The organism is Pseudomonas sp. B23(2017), assembly GCF_002113725.1.
GTDB lineage: Bacteria > Pseudomonadota > Gammaproteobacteria > Pseudomonadales > Pseudomonadaceae > Aquipseudomonas > Aquipseudomonas putida_Z.
Genome location: NZ_NEJM01000002.1, coordinates 319,161 through 336,816, shown reverse-complemented (window position 1 = coordinate 336,816; position 17,656 = coordinate 319,161). Strand labels below are relative to the sequence as shown.

At 62.6% G+C, this 17,656-nt stretch carries 6 protein-coding genes; 5 read left to right on the top strand and 1 reads right to left on the bottom strand.

Annotated elements, in window-relative coordinates:
- The first annotated feature begins 26 nt into the window (after window positions 1–26).
- The 5 genes from CAG46_RS04880 to CAG46_RS04860 are packed head-to-tail and all read left to right on the top strand — an operon-like array spanning window position 27 to window position 4,369.
- A complete protein-coding gene (locus CAG46_RS04880; RefSeq protein ID WP_085614469.1) occupies window positions 27–893 on the top strand; it encodes an McbB family protein in 867 nt (288 codons plus the stop codon).
- The gene (locus tag CAG46_RS04875) at window positions 890–1,681 is read left to right on the top strand and encodes a SagB/ThcOx family dehydrogenase (protein WP_085614470.1); all 792 of its coding nucleotides are present in this window, start codon (window positions 890–892) and stop codon (window positions 1,679–1,681) included. The genes CAG46_RS04880 and CAG46_RS04875 overlap by 4 nt, the downstream gene beginning before the upstream one ends.
- A gap of 4 nt (window positions 1,682–1,685) precedes the next feature.
- Window positions 1,686–2,888: a YcaO-like family protein gene (locus tag CAG46_RS04870; protein ID WP_085614471.1), complete on the top strand. Its 1,203-nt coding sequence runs from the start codon at window positions 1,686–1,688 to the stop codon at window positions 2,886–2,888.
- Window positions 2,885–3,640, top strand: a complete 756-nt coding sequence (locus tag CAG46_RS04865; RefSeq protein WP_085614472.1) for an ABC transporter permease — start codon at window positions 2,885–2,887, stop codon at window positions 3,638–3,640. Before CAG46_RS04870 ends, CAG46_RS04865 begins: the two co-directional genes overlap by 4 nt.
- Window positions 3,641–4,369, top strand: coding sequence for an ATP-binding cassette domain-containing protein (locus CAG46_RS04860; protein WP_085614473.1), 729 nt, complete (start codon window positions 3,641–3,643; stop codon window positions 4,367–4,369).
- Window positions 4,370–4,585: 216 nt separating this feature from the next.
- Here CAG46_RS04860 and CAG46_RS04855 read toward each other — a convergent pair whose 3' ends face one another.
- Window positions 4,586–17,539, bottom strand: coding sequence for a non-ribosomal peptide synthetase (locus CAG46_RS04855; protein WP_085614474.1), 12,954 nt, complete (start codon window positions 17,537–17,539; stop codon window positions 4,586–4,588).
- Window positions 17,540–17,656: the final 117 nt, after the last annotated feature.

Sequence of the window (17,656 nt, the reverse complement as noted above, 5' to 3'; positions counted from 1 at the left end):
CCCGCCTCACTTACCAGGAAATAACGATGAAGATGCTAAGAATCCACAACTATGAAATCCTCAATTTTGATTCCGAGCCAATGATCTTCTCATCCACAGGCTTCACCAAAATCACAGACCCCAAATTAGCAAAAGCATTACGACATATTGCTGACACACAGTCCTCCCTCCTCCACCGCGACGAACTTGAGCAAATATTAACAAAAGAAGGCCTACATCTTCAGAGCTCTATTGAGTTCCTCAAATCCATATTGATCGTCGGCGACCAAACAAACGCTCCCTATTTCGAAAACGCCGTACTTTATAGCGACATGGAAATCCCCAATACACTCAAGAACCACCTTGAAAGCAAATCGCAGGGGGCGATTACAACGCAAAGCCTCCCGACAACCCACATACCTGAAGCAACATCACCCACCCTATTTGTATTCGCGTGCCTCAAGCTTCGCCCCGAATCACTCAGATTAAACTATACAAAATTACTGAAACAAAATAACCACTGCGGAGCAAGCATTGGATACATTAGCGGTAATCAGTTCCACTTAACTGAACCTTACATACCATCAATAGGTAATCCCTGTGCTTTCTGCACGCTTGATCGAATCACACATTATGAAACATTGAGAAGCAGCCAACATCACTGGAGCAAGATCTTGACCTTTTGCCGAGCACAAAAGATTGACCTACCGAAAACCCCTATAGACGACCTCCAGACTGCATTGATCATCGGCACCATCACTTCATTCATAAGCAAATTCACGCGACCTCAAAAGTCAAAGATTACCCAAGACCGAGTCTTGCTTTCCAGAACACTAAATCTTGACGACGGCACACTTATTGAGGACAGCAGTTTTCACTGGCCACTCTGCCAATGCTTGGAATCTAAACCATGACTATTGCTCACGATCAGTACCTCAAATACATCACTCCTGAAGTCATGGATGACACCTTAGCCTTTCACGCCAAAGGGAACTATACGATCCATCGATCAACACAACACATAAGTACCCTCCACAACATCCCATCAAAGACACTAGAGAAGCTAACAGGAAACGAACTCCCACTTAACGTCTTCACAAATTCAAGCAACCACACAGCGCTCAGCCTCAGCGCCTTACCTGCAAACCACTGCCTACGAAGAAATGATTCTTGCCCTCATTTCCCAGGGCACACCATAGCTTTTGATACCGTCCGCTCGCTACTCGCACCGCTATTAAAAAAGAATGAACTTAGTTATAAAAGAGGTTACCCGAGCGGTGGAGCACTTTACCCAGTAGAAGTATTTTGCATCAACTTGCACAACAAAATCGACCACTGGCCAACTCAAAGCAACGCTCTGCACTTGCTTCCTTCATCACAAACATTTGAGGCACACACTCCATCAATTGATATCGACAAGCTCTCTCGAGCAATCGTGCCAGACTGCAGCAACATAGGCTCCCCAGCACTCGCTATCGCCTACTTCATTTACTTACCCAAGGCGCTATTCAAGTATCGGTATCGAGGTTACCGTCTTGCACTGATGGAAACGGGCTCGATGTATATGCTCACAGACCTACGCTGCAAAGAACTTGGCTTAGAAGGAAGGCCGTGGTCGGGCTTTACCGACCACGAAGTAACAAATGGGCTCAATTTGAACCCAGCGTTATTTCTGCCTGCATGCATTCAGCTAGTTGGGTGAGCCAATGAATTTCTATAACGAGATCCATACCCCTTCGCGGGTAGATTTTGAACTCTTGCGACCGAGTGCAGTGACCCACATCCCACACACTGTAGAATGTGGCAGCCGATGGCGGACATACGGTTCAAGCAGCGACTGGTCATCTGACGTAATCAAAACAGCAATCGGTGAACACTTCGAACGTAAGCACTTCTACCTGGATGTCCCTGTCCACGACACAAACACGCTAGATGTAGGCCTTACGGTCGAGGAGCACAAAGCATTTATCGAAGCGCTCTCGCAAACAGCTATGAATGGTGGAGGCAACCTACTGAAGCACCACCGTTTTGACCGCACGAATGTTTATAGGATCTCTGACTTTTCGCGCTGCCTCATACCCACCGTCTGCATTTCCATTTCACCATGCAGGAACCCCATTGACAACCAAATCTACCCGATGGGTGATACTTGTGGCTGCAGCGCGCATGTAGACATTGAAGCCGCTATCACAGGCGCGCTCAAGGAAGCCTTAGAGCGACAATTCCTTCTAAGATTTTGGCTGACTAAAACCTGTACGGCGGTGATCAAACAAGATGAGGCTTGTGCCATGCTTATGGATTGCCCCAGCCTTGAACTCTTCAGAGAGTTTGCCCAATCAGGCGAGACAATTATCCTAGACCTCACGGACGAACGCTTCCCTGGCAGTTGCATATTATTCTGCTATGGCAACAAGCACAACAAAGACGCAAAAGTTAGATTTTGCGCAGGCATGGCGTATGCCGACACACCTGGCAACGCACTAAAAAAGGCTACAGTCGAGTTATGGCAAACATTTCGATACATGTTATCTCTCGATAGCAGCAACTCGCAAGAAAACGACATCGAAGACCCTTATCTCAAGCACTTCATGAATTGCAACAAATACGAGACCTTCGATCAAATTTCAACTCAAATCACATCACACCGTTCCATCATCAACCGCTCACCACCCCCCTTTAACTGCCAAAACCTGATCAACACTATCAGACGTCTCAACCTTGATGGCTACCTCTATTTATCACACATGCCCGCAGCCCGATCAAACCTGTATTTTTGCAAATACATATCGCCAAACCTATTCCTTCACATGAACAACTCCTTCTCCTTCAACACACTAAACAACTATTCTCGAACCTTTTATAAATCCATCATCCCAGAACAACTAACCCAAATGGTACCTTTCCCATGACCCTCCAAGGACCACATACCGTAACGCGAACAAAACAGATCTTCTCTGTCGCCAAGATATTGCTACTTGAGCATCTGCGAGAACCCACAGCATTGCTGTGGACTGCTGCAGCACCCTGTTTGATGTTTGTATTGCTTAGGCAAAGCTCCTCACTCACAGGCCCATCAGACTCAACATATACATCCTCTGCTGCCTGGTTTTACGCCTACATCGCTGCAAACGTCGCCTTCTTTGGCCTCAGTTTCTACCTGATCGGCAGACGAGAAAGCGGCTTCGTACGTTCATTCATCTACCAACGAGAGGCGATCACGCTTTTCCTTACATCACACGCCGTCAGCTATACGCTGGTCAGCGTCATATACGCTAGTTTCTTCTACTTCATTTCCAAACCACTTTACGGTCTCTATTCGCTGCCGGAATTCCTGCATCTCACAGCCGCGTTCTATACAAGCTATATGATATTTTCCTGCATCGGCCTGGCCATCGCCGCGATGCCGATTAAATTCAGTACTGCCGGCACATTATTCTCGCTTCTTTCATTCCTTATGCTCCTTTCTGGTTACTTGGGTGCCACACAAGCAAATGACACTCATTGGCTAGCCTTGATCAACCCCTTGCACTTAAGCACAAAAATAATAAACGGAGAGTTACCACTCGCCACCAGCTTTTTCGCAGCCTTTGTCAGCTCAACAGCCGGACTCTATTTGACAGGGCGACTGTTCAGAATCCAACCCATCTGGAGTCGTTATTAAGTGAACCTACTAAACATCAACAATCTCAGCTTCTCGCACAACAAAAAACCATTATTACAGAACATCACACTAAACCTAAAAAAAGGAGAAGCAGTCGGCATACTGGGTAGTAACGGGGCGGGCAAAACAACGCTTTTCGACCTAATCTGCAACATCAGAAAACCAAACAACGGCACAATCATAAACTCATCCAGACAGCAGGCTTATCTGACTCAAGTACTGACACCACCGCCCTTGCTCAGGATGAGCGAAGTCTACCAACTGATTACACATTTAAACTCCAGATCAGCACCGGATCACTGCGAGGTGCTTTCACGCCTCTCTGAATGGTCACCTTCGCTGTCGAAACGGTATGCTGAAATCTACAAGAAGAAGGCATCTACTTGCAGCTATGGCGAAGTCCGGAGCTTTGTCACACTGACGCTACTGCTCATGGGCAGCGACCTGATCATCCTCGACGAGCCTACTGCGGGAGTAGACCCAGAGTTCAGACACCACATATGGCTAGGTATAAAAAACGCGTGCAAAAACGGGGCTAGTGTTTTGATTTCATCTCACTATACCGAGGAAATTGCCACAAACTGCCATCGTTTCTACATGCTCGCTCATCAACACCTCGAGCCATTTGAGAATGCTCATGAGTTTCTCGCTCGCTACCATGCGAACTCTTATGATGAAGCATTCATCAATGCGTCGATGTCGCAGGAAAAAATCGGGGCCGCATCATGATGGCGAAGAACCATGGGAAAGGTGGGGTTGCAGGTATGGCACCGGCTGCGCCGGTGTTCGCGGGCATGCCCGCTCCCACAGGTACAGCGCCAAACCTCGAAAACAACGCCGTATCTGTAGGAGCGGCCTTGTGTCGCGAAAGGGCCGCATAGCGGCCCCAGCAATTTCAACTTTTGTGCACCAATCCAGGGGCGGTGCAGGCCTCACCTGCTCAGGTCACAACCCCTCCAGCTCGGCCATCAGGTCACTGAGCCGGTCGACCTTGTCGTCATCCAGCACACTGCCCTGCAGCCCCTGCACATACACCGCCAGTTCCTCCACCGTGCTGCACTCGAACATCGCCCGCAGCGGCACGTTCAGTTGCAGCTGCTTCTGCACCCGCGAGGCGATCTGCGTGGCCAGCAGCGAATGCCCGCCCAGCTCGAAGAAGTTGTCGTGCACCCCGACCCGCTCGGCCTTGAGCACATCCGCCCAGATACCGGCCAGTACCTCTTCCAGCTCGTTGCGCGGCGCCTGGTAGGCATGGCTGTGCTGGCCACCGATGTCGATGGCCGGCAGGGCCTTGCGGTCGAGCTTGCCGTTGGCGTTGTGCGGCAGGCTGTCGAACCAGCCCCAGTGCAGTGGGACCATGTACTCCGGCAACTCGGCACGCAGGCGCTGCTTGAGCTGTTCCAGCAACGCAGCGTCGGCTGCAACGCCCTGATGCGCCACCAGGTAACCCACCAGGTGCTTGCCATTGACGCCCTCCTGCACGCCAACGGCAGCGTCGCGGAGCGACGGCTGTTCGTGCAGGCGGGCTTCGATTTCGCCCAGTTCGATGCGGTAGCCGCGAATCTTCACCTGATGGTCGATGCGCCCGACATACTCCAGCACCCCATCCGGGCGCTGCCGTGCCAGGTCGCCGGTGCGGTACAGGCGTTCGCCCGGTGCACCATGAGGATGGGGAATGAACGCCAGCGCCGTGCGCACCGGGTCGCCGACATAGCCACGGCCCACGCCGGTGCCGGCCACGCACAACTCACCTGTCGCACCCAGTGGCACCAGCGCCTGGTCCTCGCCGTACAGATACAGGCGGTTGTTGTCGGTCGGCGTGCCGATCGGCAGGTAGCTGCCACGGGTCGAGGCGGCATCGACGCGGAAGAACGCCACGTCATCGGAGCACTCCGCCGGGCCGTAGGCGTTGACCAGGCCGATCTGCGGGTAGCGCTGCAGCCACTGCGCCGCCAGCTCCGGTGGCATGGCTTCGCCGGTCGGCAGCATCCAGCGCAGGCCATCGAGGGCCTGGTGGTCGTTGGCCAGCATGCCCTGGATCAGCGACGGCACGCTCTCCAGCACGCTGATGCCGGTGGCCTGCACATGCGCCAGCAGGCCCTGCGGGTCATGGGCAATGGCGTTCGGCACAATCTCCACCTTGGCGCCGAACAGCGGCGCGGCAAGGAACTGCCACACCGAAATGTCGAAGCTCTGCGAGGCCGTCTGGGCTATCACGTCGTGTTCGCGGAGCGCCAGGTACGGCACCTTGCTCAGCTGGTTGTTGAGCATGCCGCGCTGCTCGACCATCACCCCCTTCGGCAAGCCGGTGGAGCCTGAGGTGTAGATCACATAGGCGAGGTTCTCCGGCCCGCTGTGAATGCCGGGGTTGTGGCTGGCCACCGGGCTGGCCTGGATGTCTTCCCAGACCAGCAGCTGCGGCCGCACCGCCGCCTCCAGCTCGCCCAGCAACTGCCGCCCTTGCCCGGCACAGGCCGCGCTGCACACCAGCACGGGTGTACGGCTGAGCTCGATGATGCTTTGCAGGCGCGCCGCCGGCAGGCCCGGATCCAGTGGCAGGTAGCCGGCGCCGGCCTTGAAGCTGCCGACGATCATGCCCAGCAGCGGTAGCCCACGCTCGGCCAGCAGTGCCACCGGCTGGTCCACGTTCACACCCGCCGCGATCAAGGCATGGCCCAGGCGGTTGGCCGCCAGGTTCAAGCCGGCGTAGTCGTAGGACGCGTCCAGGCAGCGGGCCACGGTACGTTGCGGATGTGCGGCCACCTGCGCCTCGAACTGCGCGATGTAGCTCTGTTCCAGTGGATAGGCGCGCGCGGTACGGTTGCAGTCCTCCAGCAGGAAGCGCTGCTCTTCGGCGCCCAGCAACGGCAGTGCGCTCATCTCCCCTTCAAAGCCTTGCACCAGCGCCAGCAGCAGGCGCTTGAACTCGGCCAGCAGGCGCTCGACGGTCGGGTAGTCGAAATAGCGCTGGTCGAACGACAGGTGCAGGCCAAGGTCATCGCCCGGGTAGCACACTGCGGTCAGCGGGAAGTTGGTGTGGGTTCGGCCCGAGTCGGAACTGGCATTCAGGTGCTGGGCGTGGTCGAGCACGGCAGTTTCCACCGGCGCGTTCTCGAACACGAACAGGCTGTCGAACAGCGGCTGGCCCTTGGGCAGTTCGCTGCACTCCTGGATCGCCACCAGCGGCAGGTATTCATATTCGCGCAGCTCCATGTTGCGCTCCAGCAGGCCTTGCAACCACTGGCGCACACTGCAGCGCTCACCCGCCACCGGCAATTGCACGCGCAGGGCGACGCTGTTGATGAACAGGCCGACGGTACGCTGCATCTGCGGCATGCTCACCGGGCGCCCGGCCACGGTCACGCCAAAGGCCACGTCGCGGTCGCCACTGTAGCGCGCCAGTACCAGGGCCCAGGCCGCCTGGGCGAAGGTGTTGACGGTGAGCTGGTGGGCCTGGGCCAGCTCGCGCAGGCGCACGCCGTCGCTCACCGCCAGGCGGGTGTAACAGTCGCCGACGACCATGCCGCTACCGGCATGGTCGTGGCGCAGCGGGCGGTCGCTGGGGATGGGTGTGGCACGTTCGAAGCCGGCCAGGTTGGCCTGCCACCAGGCTCGCGCGTCGTCCAGGCCCTGGCGTTGCAGCCAGCCGATGTAGTCGCGGTAGCGCGGTGGCACCGGCAAGCGGGCCTGGCGCCCCTCGCCGAGGGCCTGGTAGATCTCGAAGAAATCGTTCATCAACAGCGAACGGCACCAGGCATCGATGAGGATGTGGTGGTTGCTCATCATGAACCAGTAGCGCTCGTCGGCCACACGCACCAGGCGCAGGTGGAACGGCGCCTCGCTGAGCAGGGCGAAACCAGCCTCGCGTTCCTGCTTGTGCAGGGCCTGCAGGCGCTGCTCCTGGGCGTCGTCGTCGAGGCCACGCCAGTCCTGGTAGTCCACCGGCGTGTTGCCCGGCTTGTGGATGATCTGCAGCATCGCCTCGCCGGTGTTCCAGCTGAACGATGCGCGTAGCGCCTCGTGGCGCGCCACCACCGCCTGCCACGCCTGGGCGAAGCGTTCGGGGTCGAGCGCGCTGTTGATGCGGTAGCGGTCCTGCATGTAGTAGAGGCCGGTGCCCGGTTCCAGCAGGGTGTGCAGCAGCATGCCTTCCTGCATCGGCGTCAGCGGGTAGACGTCCTCGATCTGCGCGGCCAGTACCGGCAGTGCGTCGATCTGCGCCTGAGTCAGGTGCGCCAGCGGGAAGTCCGATGGCGTGAAACTGCCGTTGCCATCAGCCAGGCAATGCTCGACCAGCGCCAGCAGCTCCAGGCGATAGGCTTCGGCCAGGCTGGCGATGGTCCGCTCGTCGTAGCGTTCGGTGCTGAAGGTCCAGCGCAGTTGCAGGGCGCCGCCATACACCTGGCCATCGACACTCAGCCAGTTGGGCAGCGGTGCATCTAGGTCGTGGGCCAGGCCGGCCGGGGCGTCCAGCGGCTGGAACAGGGCTGTGCTGTCGAACTGCTGGTCGAACTGGCCCAGGTAATTGAAGGTGATGCGTGCCTGCGGCAGGGCCGCCATCTGCTCGCGCCCTGCCGTATCGGCCAGGTAGCGCAGCACGCCGTAACCCAGCCCTTTGTGCGGCACCTGGCGCAGCTGCTCCTTGATGCGCTTGATCGAGCCTGCTCGCGCCGCATCGTCCTCGCCTGGCAGCGGGCGCAGGCTCAGCGGGTAGGCGTTGGTGAACCAGCCGACGCTGCGGGTCAGGTCCATGTCTTCGAACAGCCCGTCACGGCCATGGCCCTCAAGCTGTACCAGCACTTCTTCATCGCCGCTCCAGCGGCACAGGGCACGCGCCAGCGCGGTCAGCAGCAGGTCGTTGACCTGGGTGTGATAGGCCGCCGGGGCCTGCTGCAGCAACTGCCGGGTCTGCGCCACATCCAGGCCGATGGCCAGGGTACGGGCGTGGCGGTGCAGGTTGCCGCCCTGCGGGTGATCACATGGCAGTTCACGGCGCACGCCACCCAACTGGCCTTGCCACCAGCCCAGCTCGTCGCGCAGCGAATCGCTGCCGGCATAGCTGGCCAGGCGTGCGGCCCAGTCGCCCATGGCGTGGGTCTTGGCCGGCAGCGGCTGGCCACGGTACAGCGCTTGCAGGTCTTCCAGCAGCACGCGCCACGACACGCCATCGACCACCAGGTGATGGATCGCCAGCAACAGGCGCTGGCCGCCCTGCCCGTCATTAACCAGCAAGGCGCGCAACAGTGGGCCCTGTTCCAGGTCGAGGCTGCGTTGCAGGTCGGTGTACAGCGGTTGGCAATCGGCGAAGTCGGCGACCGTGGCTGTCCACAGCAATTGCCCGGTGGCAAGCGAAGCATATTCGGCCTGCCAGCGGCCCTGGGCCTGACCGAAGCGCAGGCGCAGGCTGTCGTGGTGCTGCACCAGGCCGGCCAAGGCTCGCTCCAGTACCCCCTCATCCAGCGGCTTGCGCGCCTCCAGCAGAACAGCCTGGTTCCAGTGCTGCGGCTGTGGCACTTCACTGTCGAAGAACCAGTGCTGGATCGGCGTGAGGCCGGCCTGGCCGTGGCGCTGGCCCTGTTCGATGCTGCTGGCGGCTTCGCTGCGCTGAACGATGGCGGCCAGGGTCTGGATGGTCTGATGCTGGAACAGGTCGCGCGGGGTGAACTGCAAGCCGGCCTGACGGGCCCGGCTGACTACCTGGATCGACAGGATCGAGTCGCCGCCCAGTTCGAAGAAGTTGTCCTGCACGCCGATCCGGGCAACGTTGAGCACGTCGCGCCAGATCTGCGCCAGTTGCGCTTCCACCTCGTTGCCAGGCGCCTGGTACTGCTGGCGTGCCTGCTCCAGGTCCGGCAGCGGCAGCGCACGGCGGTCGAGCTTGCCGTTGCCCATCAGCGGCAGGCTGTCGAGCAGCACCAGGTGCGCCGGCACCATGTAGTCCGGCAGGTGCTGGCGGGCATCGGCTTTCACCGCGTCGCGCAGCAGGCCCTGGGCCTCGCTGTCGGCAGCGGCCTGCCCGCACACCAGGTAACCCACCAGTTGCTTGCCGCCCGGCAGGTCGAGGGCCAGCACCACAGCCTCGTCGACATCGGCATGCGCCTGCAGGCGGCTTTCGATTTCGCCCAGCTCGATACGGAAACCGCGAATCTTCACCTGCTGGTCGGCGCGGCCGACGTACTCGACCAGGCCATCGCTGCCCAGGCGCACCAGGTCACCGGTGCGATACAGGCGCCCGCCTTCGCTGCCGAACGGGTCGGCGACGAAGCGCTCGGCGCTAAGGCCCGGGCGGTCGTGGTAACCCTGGGCCAGGCCGGCACCGCCGACATACAACTCGCCAACACCGCCTTGCGGCAACAGGGCAAGGTCTTCGTCGAGGATGTAGGCCGTGCGGCTACCGATAACGCGGCCGATCGGTACGCTGCCCAACTCCGCCGGCAGTGTCTGTGGTGCCAGGCAGGCCAGCGGCATGACCACGGTTTCGGTCGGCCCGTAGGCGTTGAAGAACTGCTGTGGCGCAAAGGCCTGGCGGATGCGCTGCAGGTGTTCGCCGGTCAGCGCTTCACCACCGGTAATGACCAGGCGCACTGGCAACTGTTCGCCCTGCCCGGCCAGGTACTGCGCCAACTGGCTACCGTAGCTGGGCGTGAAGCCGAGAATGCTCACTTGCTGCTCGCGCACCAGCTGGCAGATGTCTTCGGCGCCCCACTGCCCCTGGGCGCGCAGCACCACGCGGGCGCCACACAGCATCGGCACCCACAGGCGTTCGCTGGCGGCGTCGAAATTGATCGAATAGAAGTGCAGCTCGCAGTCATCGCTGCGCATGCCGAACGCGTCGATTACCGCCTGGCAATGCATGGCGAACTCGCCGTGGCTGACTACCACGCCCTTGGGCTTGCCGGTGGAACCGGAGGTGTAGATCAGGTAGGCCTGGTGCTGCGGCAGGTTGAGGTTGTCCAGCGGCGCATCGCTGTAGGCCGACAGGCTGGCGCTGTCGTCCTCCAGGCTCCAGCGCGCCACGCCTTCGGGCAACTGCCCCAGGGTTTGCAGCAGCGTGCGCTGGCTGAGCAGCAGGCCGATGCGGCTGTCTTCGATCATGTAGCGCAGGCGGTCGAGCGGGTATTCGGGGTCGAGCGGCACGTAGGCGCCACCGGCCTTGAGGATGGCCAGCAGGCCGACGACCATTTCCAGCGAACGCTCCAGCGCCAGGCCCACACGCACCTGCGGGCCGACGCCACGCTCGCGCAGGGCGCGGGCCAGGCGGTTGGCCTGCTGGTCGAGTTCGGCATAGGTCATGTGCCGGCCGGCGAAGGTCAACGCGCCAGCGTGTGGCGTGCGCGCAGCCTGGGCGGCGAACAGGCCGTGCACGGTCTGGTCGAGAGCCAGATCCTGCTCGCCCTGCAACTGGCCCGCCAGCACTTGCTGCTCGGCGCTGCTCAGCATCGGCAGCTCGCACAGGCGCTGTTGCGGGTTGTCGAGCAGGCCGGCCAGCAATTGCTGCCAGTGCTCGGCCATGCGTGCGATGCGTGGTTCGTCGAACAGGTCACGGCTGTAGGTCAGGCAGCAACCCAGGCGGCCGTCGAGGTCGGTCACCTCCAGGTACAGGTCGAACTTGGTGGCGCTGGCGTCGTTGACCAGGTAATCCACCTGCATGCCGGCAAGCTGGCGGCTTTGCTGGAAGGCCCAGCGCTGCACGTTGCACATCACCTGGAACAGCGGGTTGTAGGCGCTGCTGCGCGGTGGCTGCAGGGCTTCCACCAGCTGGTCGAACGGCAGGTCCTGGTGCGACTGGCCTTCGATGGCAACCTGGCGTACCTGCTCCAGCAACTGTGCGGCACTCATCTGGCCGTCCAGCTCGCAACGCAGCACTTGGGTGTTGAGGAACGCGCCAATCAGCCCTTCGCTTTCCGGGCGGATGCGGTTGGCCACCGGCGCGCCAATGCGCAGGTCACGCTGGCCGCTGTAGCGGTGCAACAAGGCGGCCAGGGTGGCAGTCATGGTCATGAACAGGGTCAGACCGCGCTGGCTGTTGAAGGCATGCACGCGGGCGACCAGCGCCGGGTCGAGCTCGAAGCGGTACAGCTCGCCACGGTGGCTCTGCACTGCCGGGCGCGGGCGGTCGGCAGGCAGCGCCAGCACCGGGTGTTCATCGCCCAGGCGGGCCTGCCAGTAGGCCAGCTGACGGGCGCCCTCGCCGCTTTCCAGCCATTGCCGTTGCCACACGCTGTAGTCCAGGTACTGCACCGGCAGCGGCGCCAGCGGCGATTCGCGGTCATCGACGAAGGCCTCGTACAGCTCGCCCAGTTCGCGGGCGAAGATGTCCATCGCCCAGCCCTCGGTGACGATATGGTGCAGGGTCAGCACGAAGAAGTGCTCGCGCTCTTGGGCTTTGACCAGACAGGCACGCAGCAACGGACCGCGCTCCAGGTCGAACGGCTGGTGTGCCTGGTCGTCGGCCAGTTGTTGCAGGCGTTGTTGGCGGGCATCGGCGGGCAAGGCGCTGAAGTCCTGCCAGTCGAGGTGCAGGCTGCTGTCTTCGGCCACGCACTGATACGGCACGCCATCGATGCTGGGGAAGGTGGTGCGCAGGGTTTCGTGGCGCACCACCAGCGCCTGCAGCGCACGCTCGAAGGCATCCACATGCAGGGTGCCCCGCAGGCGCGCCATGCCGCCGACGTTGTACGCCGGGCTGCCCGGCTCCATTTGCCAGAGGAACCACATGCGCTGCTGCGAGTACGACAGCGGCACCGCCTGGCGGCGGTCGACGCGGGTGATTGCGCCTTGCAGGTTGCGCTCACCGGCAGCGCGGATACGCGTGATCTCGGCACAGAAGGCGCCCAGCTCGCTGGCGTCGAACAGGGCCTTGAGCGGCAGCTCGACATCGCAGGCCTGACGCGTGCGCGAGACAATTTGAGTGGCCAGCAGCGAATGGCCGCCAAGGGCGAAGAAGTCATCCTGCAGGCCAACGCGCGGCAGGTTCAGCACTTCACGCCAGATGGCAGCGACCTGCTGCTGCAACTCGGTTTGCGGCTCGATGTGCTCCCGCTGCTGCCACACCGGGGCCGGCAACGCCTTGCGGTCGACCTTGCCGCTGGGGCCCAGCGGCATCTGCGCCAGCGGGATGAGTTGTGCCGGCACCATGTAGGCCGGTAGTTGTTCAGCCAGCACCGTCAGCAATGCATCTGGCTGGGCGCTGCCACTGTAGTAGCCGACCAGTTGCGCGCCTACGGCATCCTTGTGAATCAGCACCAGCGCCTGTTCGACCCCCGCTTGCGCCAGCAGGCAGGCCTGGACTTCCTCGGGTTCGACACGGAAGCCACGCACCTTGACCTGCTGGTCGAGGCGGCCAAGGTATTCCAGCGCCTCAGTCTGCACCTGCCAGCGGGCGCGGTCGCCACTGCGGTACAGGCGCTCGCCATTGCCGTCGGCCCGGGGCACGAAGCGCTCGGCGGTGAGGCCCGGGCGACCCAGGTAGCCACGGGCCAGGCCTGCACCGCCAAGGTACAGCTCGCCCGGCATACCGGGGGCGGTCAGTTCCAGTTCGTCGTCCAGCACACGGCACAGCACATTGCCCAGCGGGCGGCCGATCGGCGAGCGTTCGCCATCGGTGGCCTGGCAGTGCCAGTGGGTGACGTTGATGGCGGTTTCGGTCGGGCCATAGCGGTTGTGCAACTGCACCTGTGGCAGCACCTGCAGCACACGGTCACGCAGTGCCGCGGACAGCGCTTCGCCACCGGAGAACAGCCGGCGCAGGCTGCTGCAGGCACCCGCCTGCGGCTCCTGGACGAACACCTGCAACAGCGGCGGCACGAAGTGCAGCGTGGTCACGCCATGGGCCTGCACCAACGCGGCGATGCGCTGCGGGTCGCGGTGCTCGCCAGGGCCGGCGAGCACCAGCTTGCAACCGGTCACCAGTGGCCAGAAGCATTCCCATACCGAAACGTCGAAGCTGATCGGCGCCTTCTGCATCAGCACGTCGCTGTCGTCCAGCACATAGCTGGCCTGCATCCATTGCAGGCGCTCGGCCAGTGCCGCGTGGGTATTGCCCACGCCCTTGGGCTGGCCGGTGGAGCCGGAGGTGTAGATCACATAAGCCAGGTTGTCGCCATGCAGGTGCAACCCGGGGGCATGGCTTGGCCAGCTGTCCAGGTGCAGCTGGTCGAGGGCGATGGCGCTGACGCCGTCCACCTGTGGCAGCTTGCCCAGCAGGTTGCTGTGGCTCAGCAACAGGCCAGCGTTGCAGTCGGCGAGCATGTAGGCCAGGCGCTCGGCCGGGTAATCGACGTCCAGCGGCACATAGGCACCACCGGCCTTGAGAATGGCCAGCAGGCCCACCAGCAGCTGCGGCGAACGCTCGACGGCGATGGCCACGCAGGTGTCGGGGCCGACGCCTTTGTCACGCAGGTAGTGGGCCAGACGGTTGGCTTGCTGGTGCAACTCGGCGTAATCCAGGCTGCCACCGTCCCACACCAGGGCGGTGCGCTGCGGGGTCAGGCGTGCCTGCTCATTGAGCTGCTCGACCAGCAGGCGCTGCGGCGCCGCAGCGGGTGCCTCGCCCCAGCTCAGCAGTTGCGCGCGGCCAGGCTCGTCGAGCAATTGCACCTCGCCCAGCGCCCGCTGCGGTCCGGCACACACCTGCTCGAGCAGGGCCAGCAGGTGCTGGGCCAGGCGCTTGACGGTGCTGGCATCGAACAATTCGGCAGCATAGTCGAAGGCCAGGCTCAGGCGGCCCTGGTGGTCTTCTTCACTGTGCAGCTGCAAGGCGAACTTGGCTTCGCGACTGTGCCACGGCAGCTCTTCGGCCAGCAGGCCCGGCAGGCGGCGCAGGGCAGACAGGTCACGTTGCTGGTGGTTGAACATGACCTGGAACAGGCCTTGCTCGCGAGCCTCGGGCAAGGCTTCGAGCAGTTGCTCGAACGGCAGGTCCTGGTTGGCCTGGGCATCCAGGGTGGCCTGGCGCACCTGGGCCAGCAACTGGTCGAACGGCAGGCGGCCATCGAGTTGCGCACGCAGCACCTGGGTGTTGATGAAGAAGCCGACCATGCCTTGGGTTTCCAGGCGCGGGCGGTTGGCGTTGGGCACGCCCACACGGATATCGGCCTGGCCACTGTAGCGGTGCAACAGCGCCTGCCAGCCGGCCAGCAGCACCATGAACAGGCTGGCCTGCTGTTCGCGGGCCAGGCCCTTGAGCGCTTCGGTGAGCCTGGCCGGTACCTTGAGGTTGAAGCGGGCGGCGCGGTGGTCGCGCTGGCTGGTGCGCGGGTGGTCGGTGCACAGGTCGAGCACCGGCAGTTCATCCCCCAGACGCGCCTGCCAGTACTGCAGCTGACGCTCGGCCACGCCTGCGGCCAGCCACTGTCGCTGCCAGGTGCCGTAGTCGGCATAACCCAGGGGCAGCGGTGCCAGGGTGGCCTCGAGGCCCTGGCAATGGGCGGCGTACAGTTTGGCGAATTCGTCGAGCAGTATGTTCAGCGACCAGCCGTCGGCGACGATATGGTGCAGGGTCACCCACAGTTGATGGTGTTCATCGTCCAGGCGCACCAGGGTCACCCGCAGCAACGGCCCCCGGGTCAGGTCGAACGGCTGGCGAGCTTCGGCTTCACGCTGGGCGGCGACCTGTTCGGCGGCCTGGCCTTCGAGGTCCAGGCGGCGAAGGTCGAACGGCTGCTGCGCCTGGATGCGCTGCAGGGCCTGGCCGTTCTCTTCGGCAAACAGGGTACGCAGCGATTCATGGCGCGCCACCAGCGCCTGGAAGGCCGCTTCCAGTGCGTTTTCATCCAGCTCACCGCGCAACTGCAGGCCGGCCGGAATGTTGTAGGCCGCCGACTGCGGGTCCAACTGCCACAGTAGCCACAGGCGGTTTTGCGCCAGCGACTGGGGCAGCGCCTGGGTGCGTTCCAGGGTAGCGATGGTGCCGACCCGGCCACCGCCTTCGGCGATGATCGCGGCCACGGCCTTGGCGTAGTCAGCCAGTATCGGCGCCTCGAACAGGGTGCGCAGGCCCAGCTCGATGCCCAGTTCATCAGCCAGGCGTGCGGTGGCGTGGGTAGCGGCGATGGAGTTGCCACCCAGCAGCAGGAAGTGGTCGTCTGCCGCCACCGCCTCGACCTTGAGGATGTCGCGCCACACCTCGGCGATGCGCGCCTGCAGTTCATTGCCGGCGGCATCCGTGGCAACGGGCTCGCTCACTTCAGGGAAGCGGGCGTAGCAGTCCAGGCTGCCATCGTCCATGCGCAGGCGGCAAGCCGAACGCTGCAGCTTGCCGCTGGAGGTCTTGGGCAGTGCGCCCGGGTTCAGCAGCAGGACCACGGCCGGGGCCTGGCGGCAGGCGTCGGCGATCACCTGGCGCAGGGTCTTGATCAGCGTCTGGGGCTTGATCGCCTTCTGCACGTTGCGGCTGATTTCCACCGCCACGCCAATGCCCTCCTCGCCTTGCTGCTCGACGGCGAACACTGCCACCCGGCCTTTGCGCAGCACCTCCACTTCGCGCTCGAGGGTCTTTTCCAGGTCCTGCGGGTACAGGTTCTGCCCGCGCACGATCAGCATGTCCTTCAGGCGCCCGGTGACGAACACTTCCCCTTCGCGCATGAAGCCCAGGTCGCCGGTACGCAGCCAGGTCTGGCCGTCCATCTCGACGAAGGTGCGGGCGCTGGCCTCGGGGTTGCGCCAGTAGCCCAGGGCGATGCTCGGGCCACCGGCCCAGATCTCGCCCACCTGGTTGTCGCCCAGCACCTGCAGGCGTTGTGGTTCGACAATGCGCACGGCATGCCCGGGCTGCGGGTAGCCACAGCTCATCAGCACACTGCCCTTGCCAGGTTCCGCACGGTTGTCGGCAAAGGCTTCGGCGTCCAGCTCCAGCGCGGCGATGCCCTGGCCACGGCGGCTGCCGCTGACGAACAGGGTCGCCTCGGCCAGGCCGTAGCTGGCGAAGAAGCTCTGCGGGTCGAAGCCGCAGGCCTGGAACTTGTCGGCAAAGGCCGCCAGGCTGTCCTGGCGGATTGGCTCGGAGCCGGAATAGGCCACCCGCCAACGGCTCAGGTCGAGCCCGGCCAGGGAGGCCTCGCTGACCCGCTCGCTGCACAGCCGGTAGGCAAAGTCGGGGCCGCCGCTGATGGTGCCGCCGTACTCGCTGATGGCCTGCAACCAGCGCAGCGGCCGGGCCAGGAAGTAGCCCGGCGACATCAGCACACAGGGCACGCCGCTGAAGATCGGCTGCAGCAGGCCGCCGATCAGGCCCATGTCGTGGTACAGCGGCAGCCAGCTGACGATCACATCGTCGGGGTTGAGGTCGATGCCAAAGCCTTGGCGGATCAGTTGTTCGTTGGCCACCAGGTTGCCATGGCTGACCTGCACGCCCTTGGGCAGTGCGGTGGAGCCGGAGGTGTACTGCAGGAAGGCGATGTCATCACCCTTGAGCCCGGGCTCGCGCCAGTTCGCAGCCAGTGCCGGGTCCAGGCCATCCACCGCCAGCAGTTCGGGGGCGTTGACCGCCGCCAGGGCCTCCAGGCCCTGCAGGCTGTCGTGCAGGGCCGCGACGGTCAGCAGCAGGCGCGGCTCGGCGTCGTCGATGATCGACAGCAAGCGCTGCTGGTGGTGCTGGCGCGCGGACTCCGGCGGGTAGGCCGGCACCGCAATCACGCCGGCATACAGGCAGCCGAAGAACGCCGCTACATAGTCTGGCCCGCTGGGGAACAACAGCACCGCGCGGTCGCCGAAGCTGGCCCGGGTTTGCAAGGCAGCGGCGATGGTGCGCGCACGCTGATCGAGGTCCCGGTAGCTGAGCACGGCCTGTTCGCCGGGAGCGTCGGCCAGAAAGCGCAAGGCGACTTTGTCCGGGGTCTGCGCGGCGCGTTGCGCCAGGGCCTGGACCAGCGAGAGCGGGAGTTCGAAGGCGTCCGTCATGGGGTGTTCCTGCCAGTGTCTGGTTGGGTCGGGCCGGCTGCTGCGCGAACATGGGCGCAGCGGCATGTGGTGGCCTGCGGTGTACACAGGGGAACGGATGGGCGGAGGGAGAAATTA

Coding starts and splice junctions, on each gene's coding strand:
- CAG46_RS04880 (WP_085614469.1), top strand. CDS start 27: ATGAAGATGCTAAGAATCCACAACTATGAAATCCTCAATTTTGATTCC.
- CAG46_RS04865 (WP_085614472.1), top strand. CDS start 2,885: ATGACCCTCCAAGGACCACATACCGTAACGCGAACAAAACAGATCTTC.
- CAG46_RS04875 (WP_085614470.1), top strand. CDS start 890: ATGACTATTGCTCACGATCAGTACCTCAAATACATCACTCCTGAAGTC.
- CAG46_RS04855 (WP_085614474.1), bottom strand. CDS start 17,539: ATGACGGACGCCTTCGAACTCCCGCTCTCGCTGGTCCAGGCCCTGGCG.
- CAG46_RS04870 (WP_085614471.1), top strand. CDS start 1,686: ATGAATTTCTATAACGAGATCCATACCCCTTCGCGGGTAGATTTTGAA.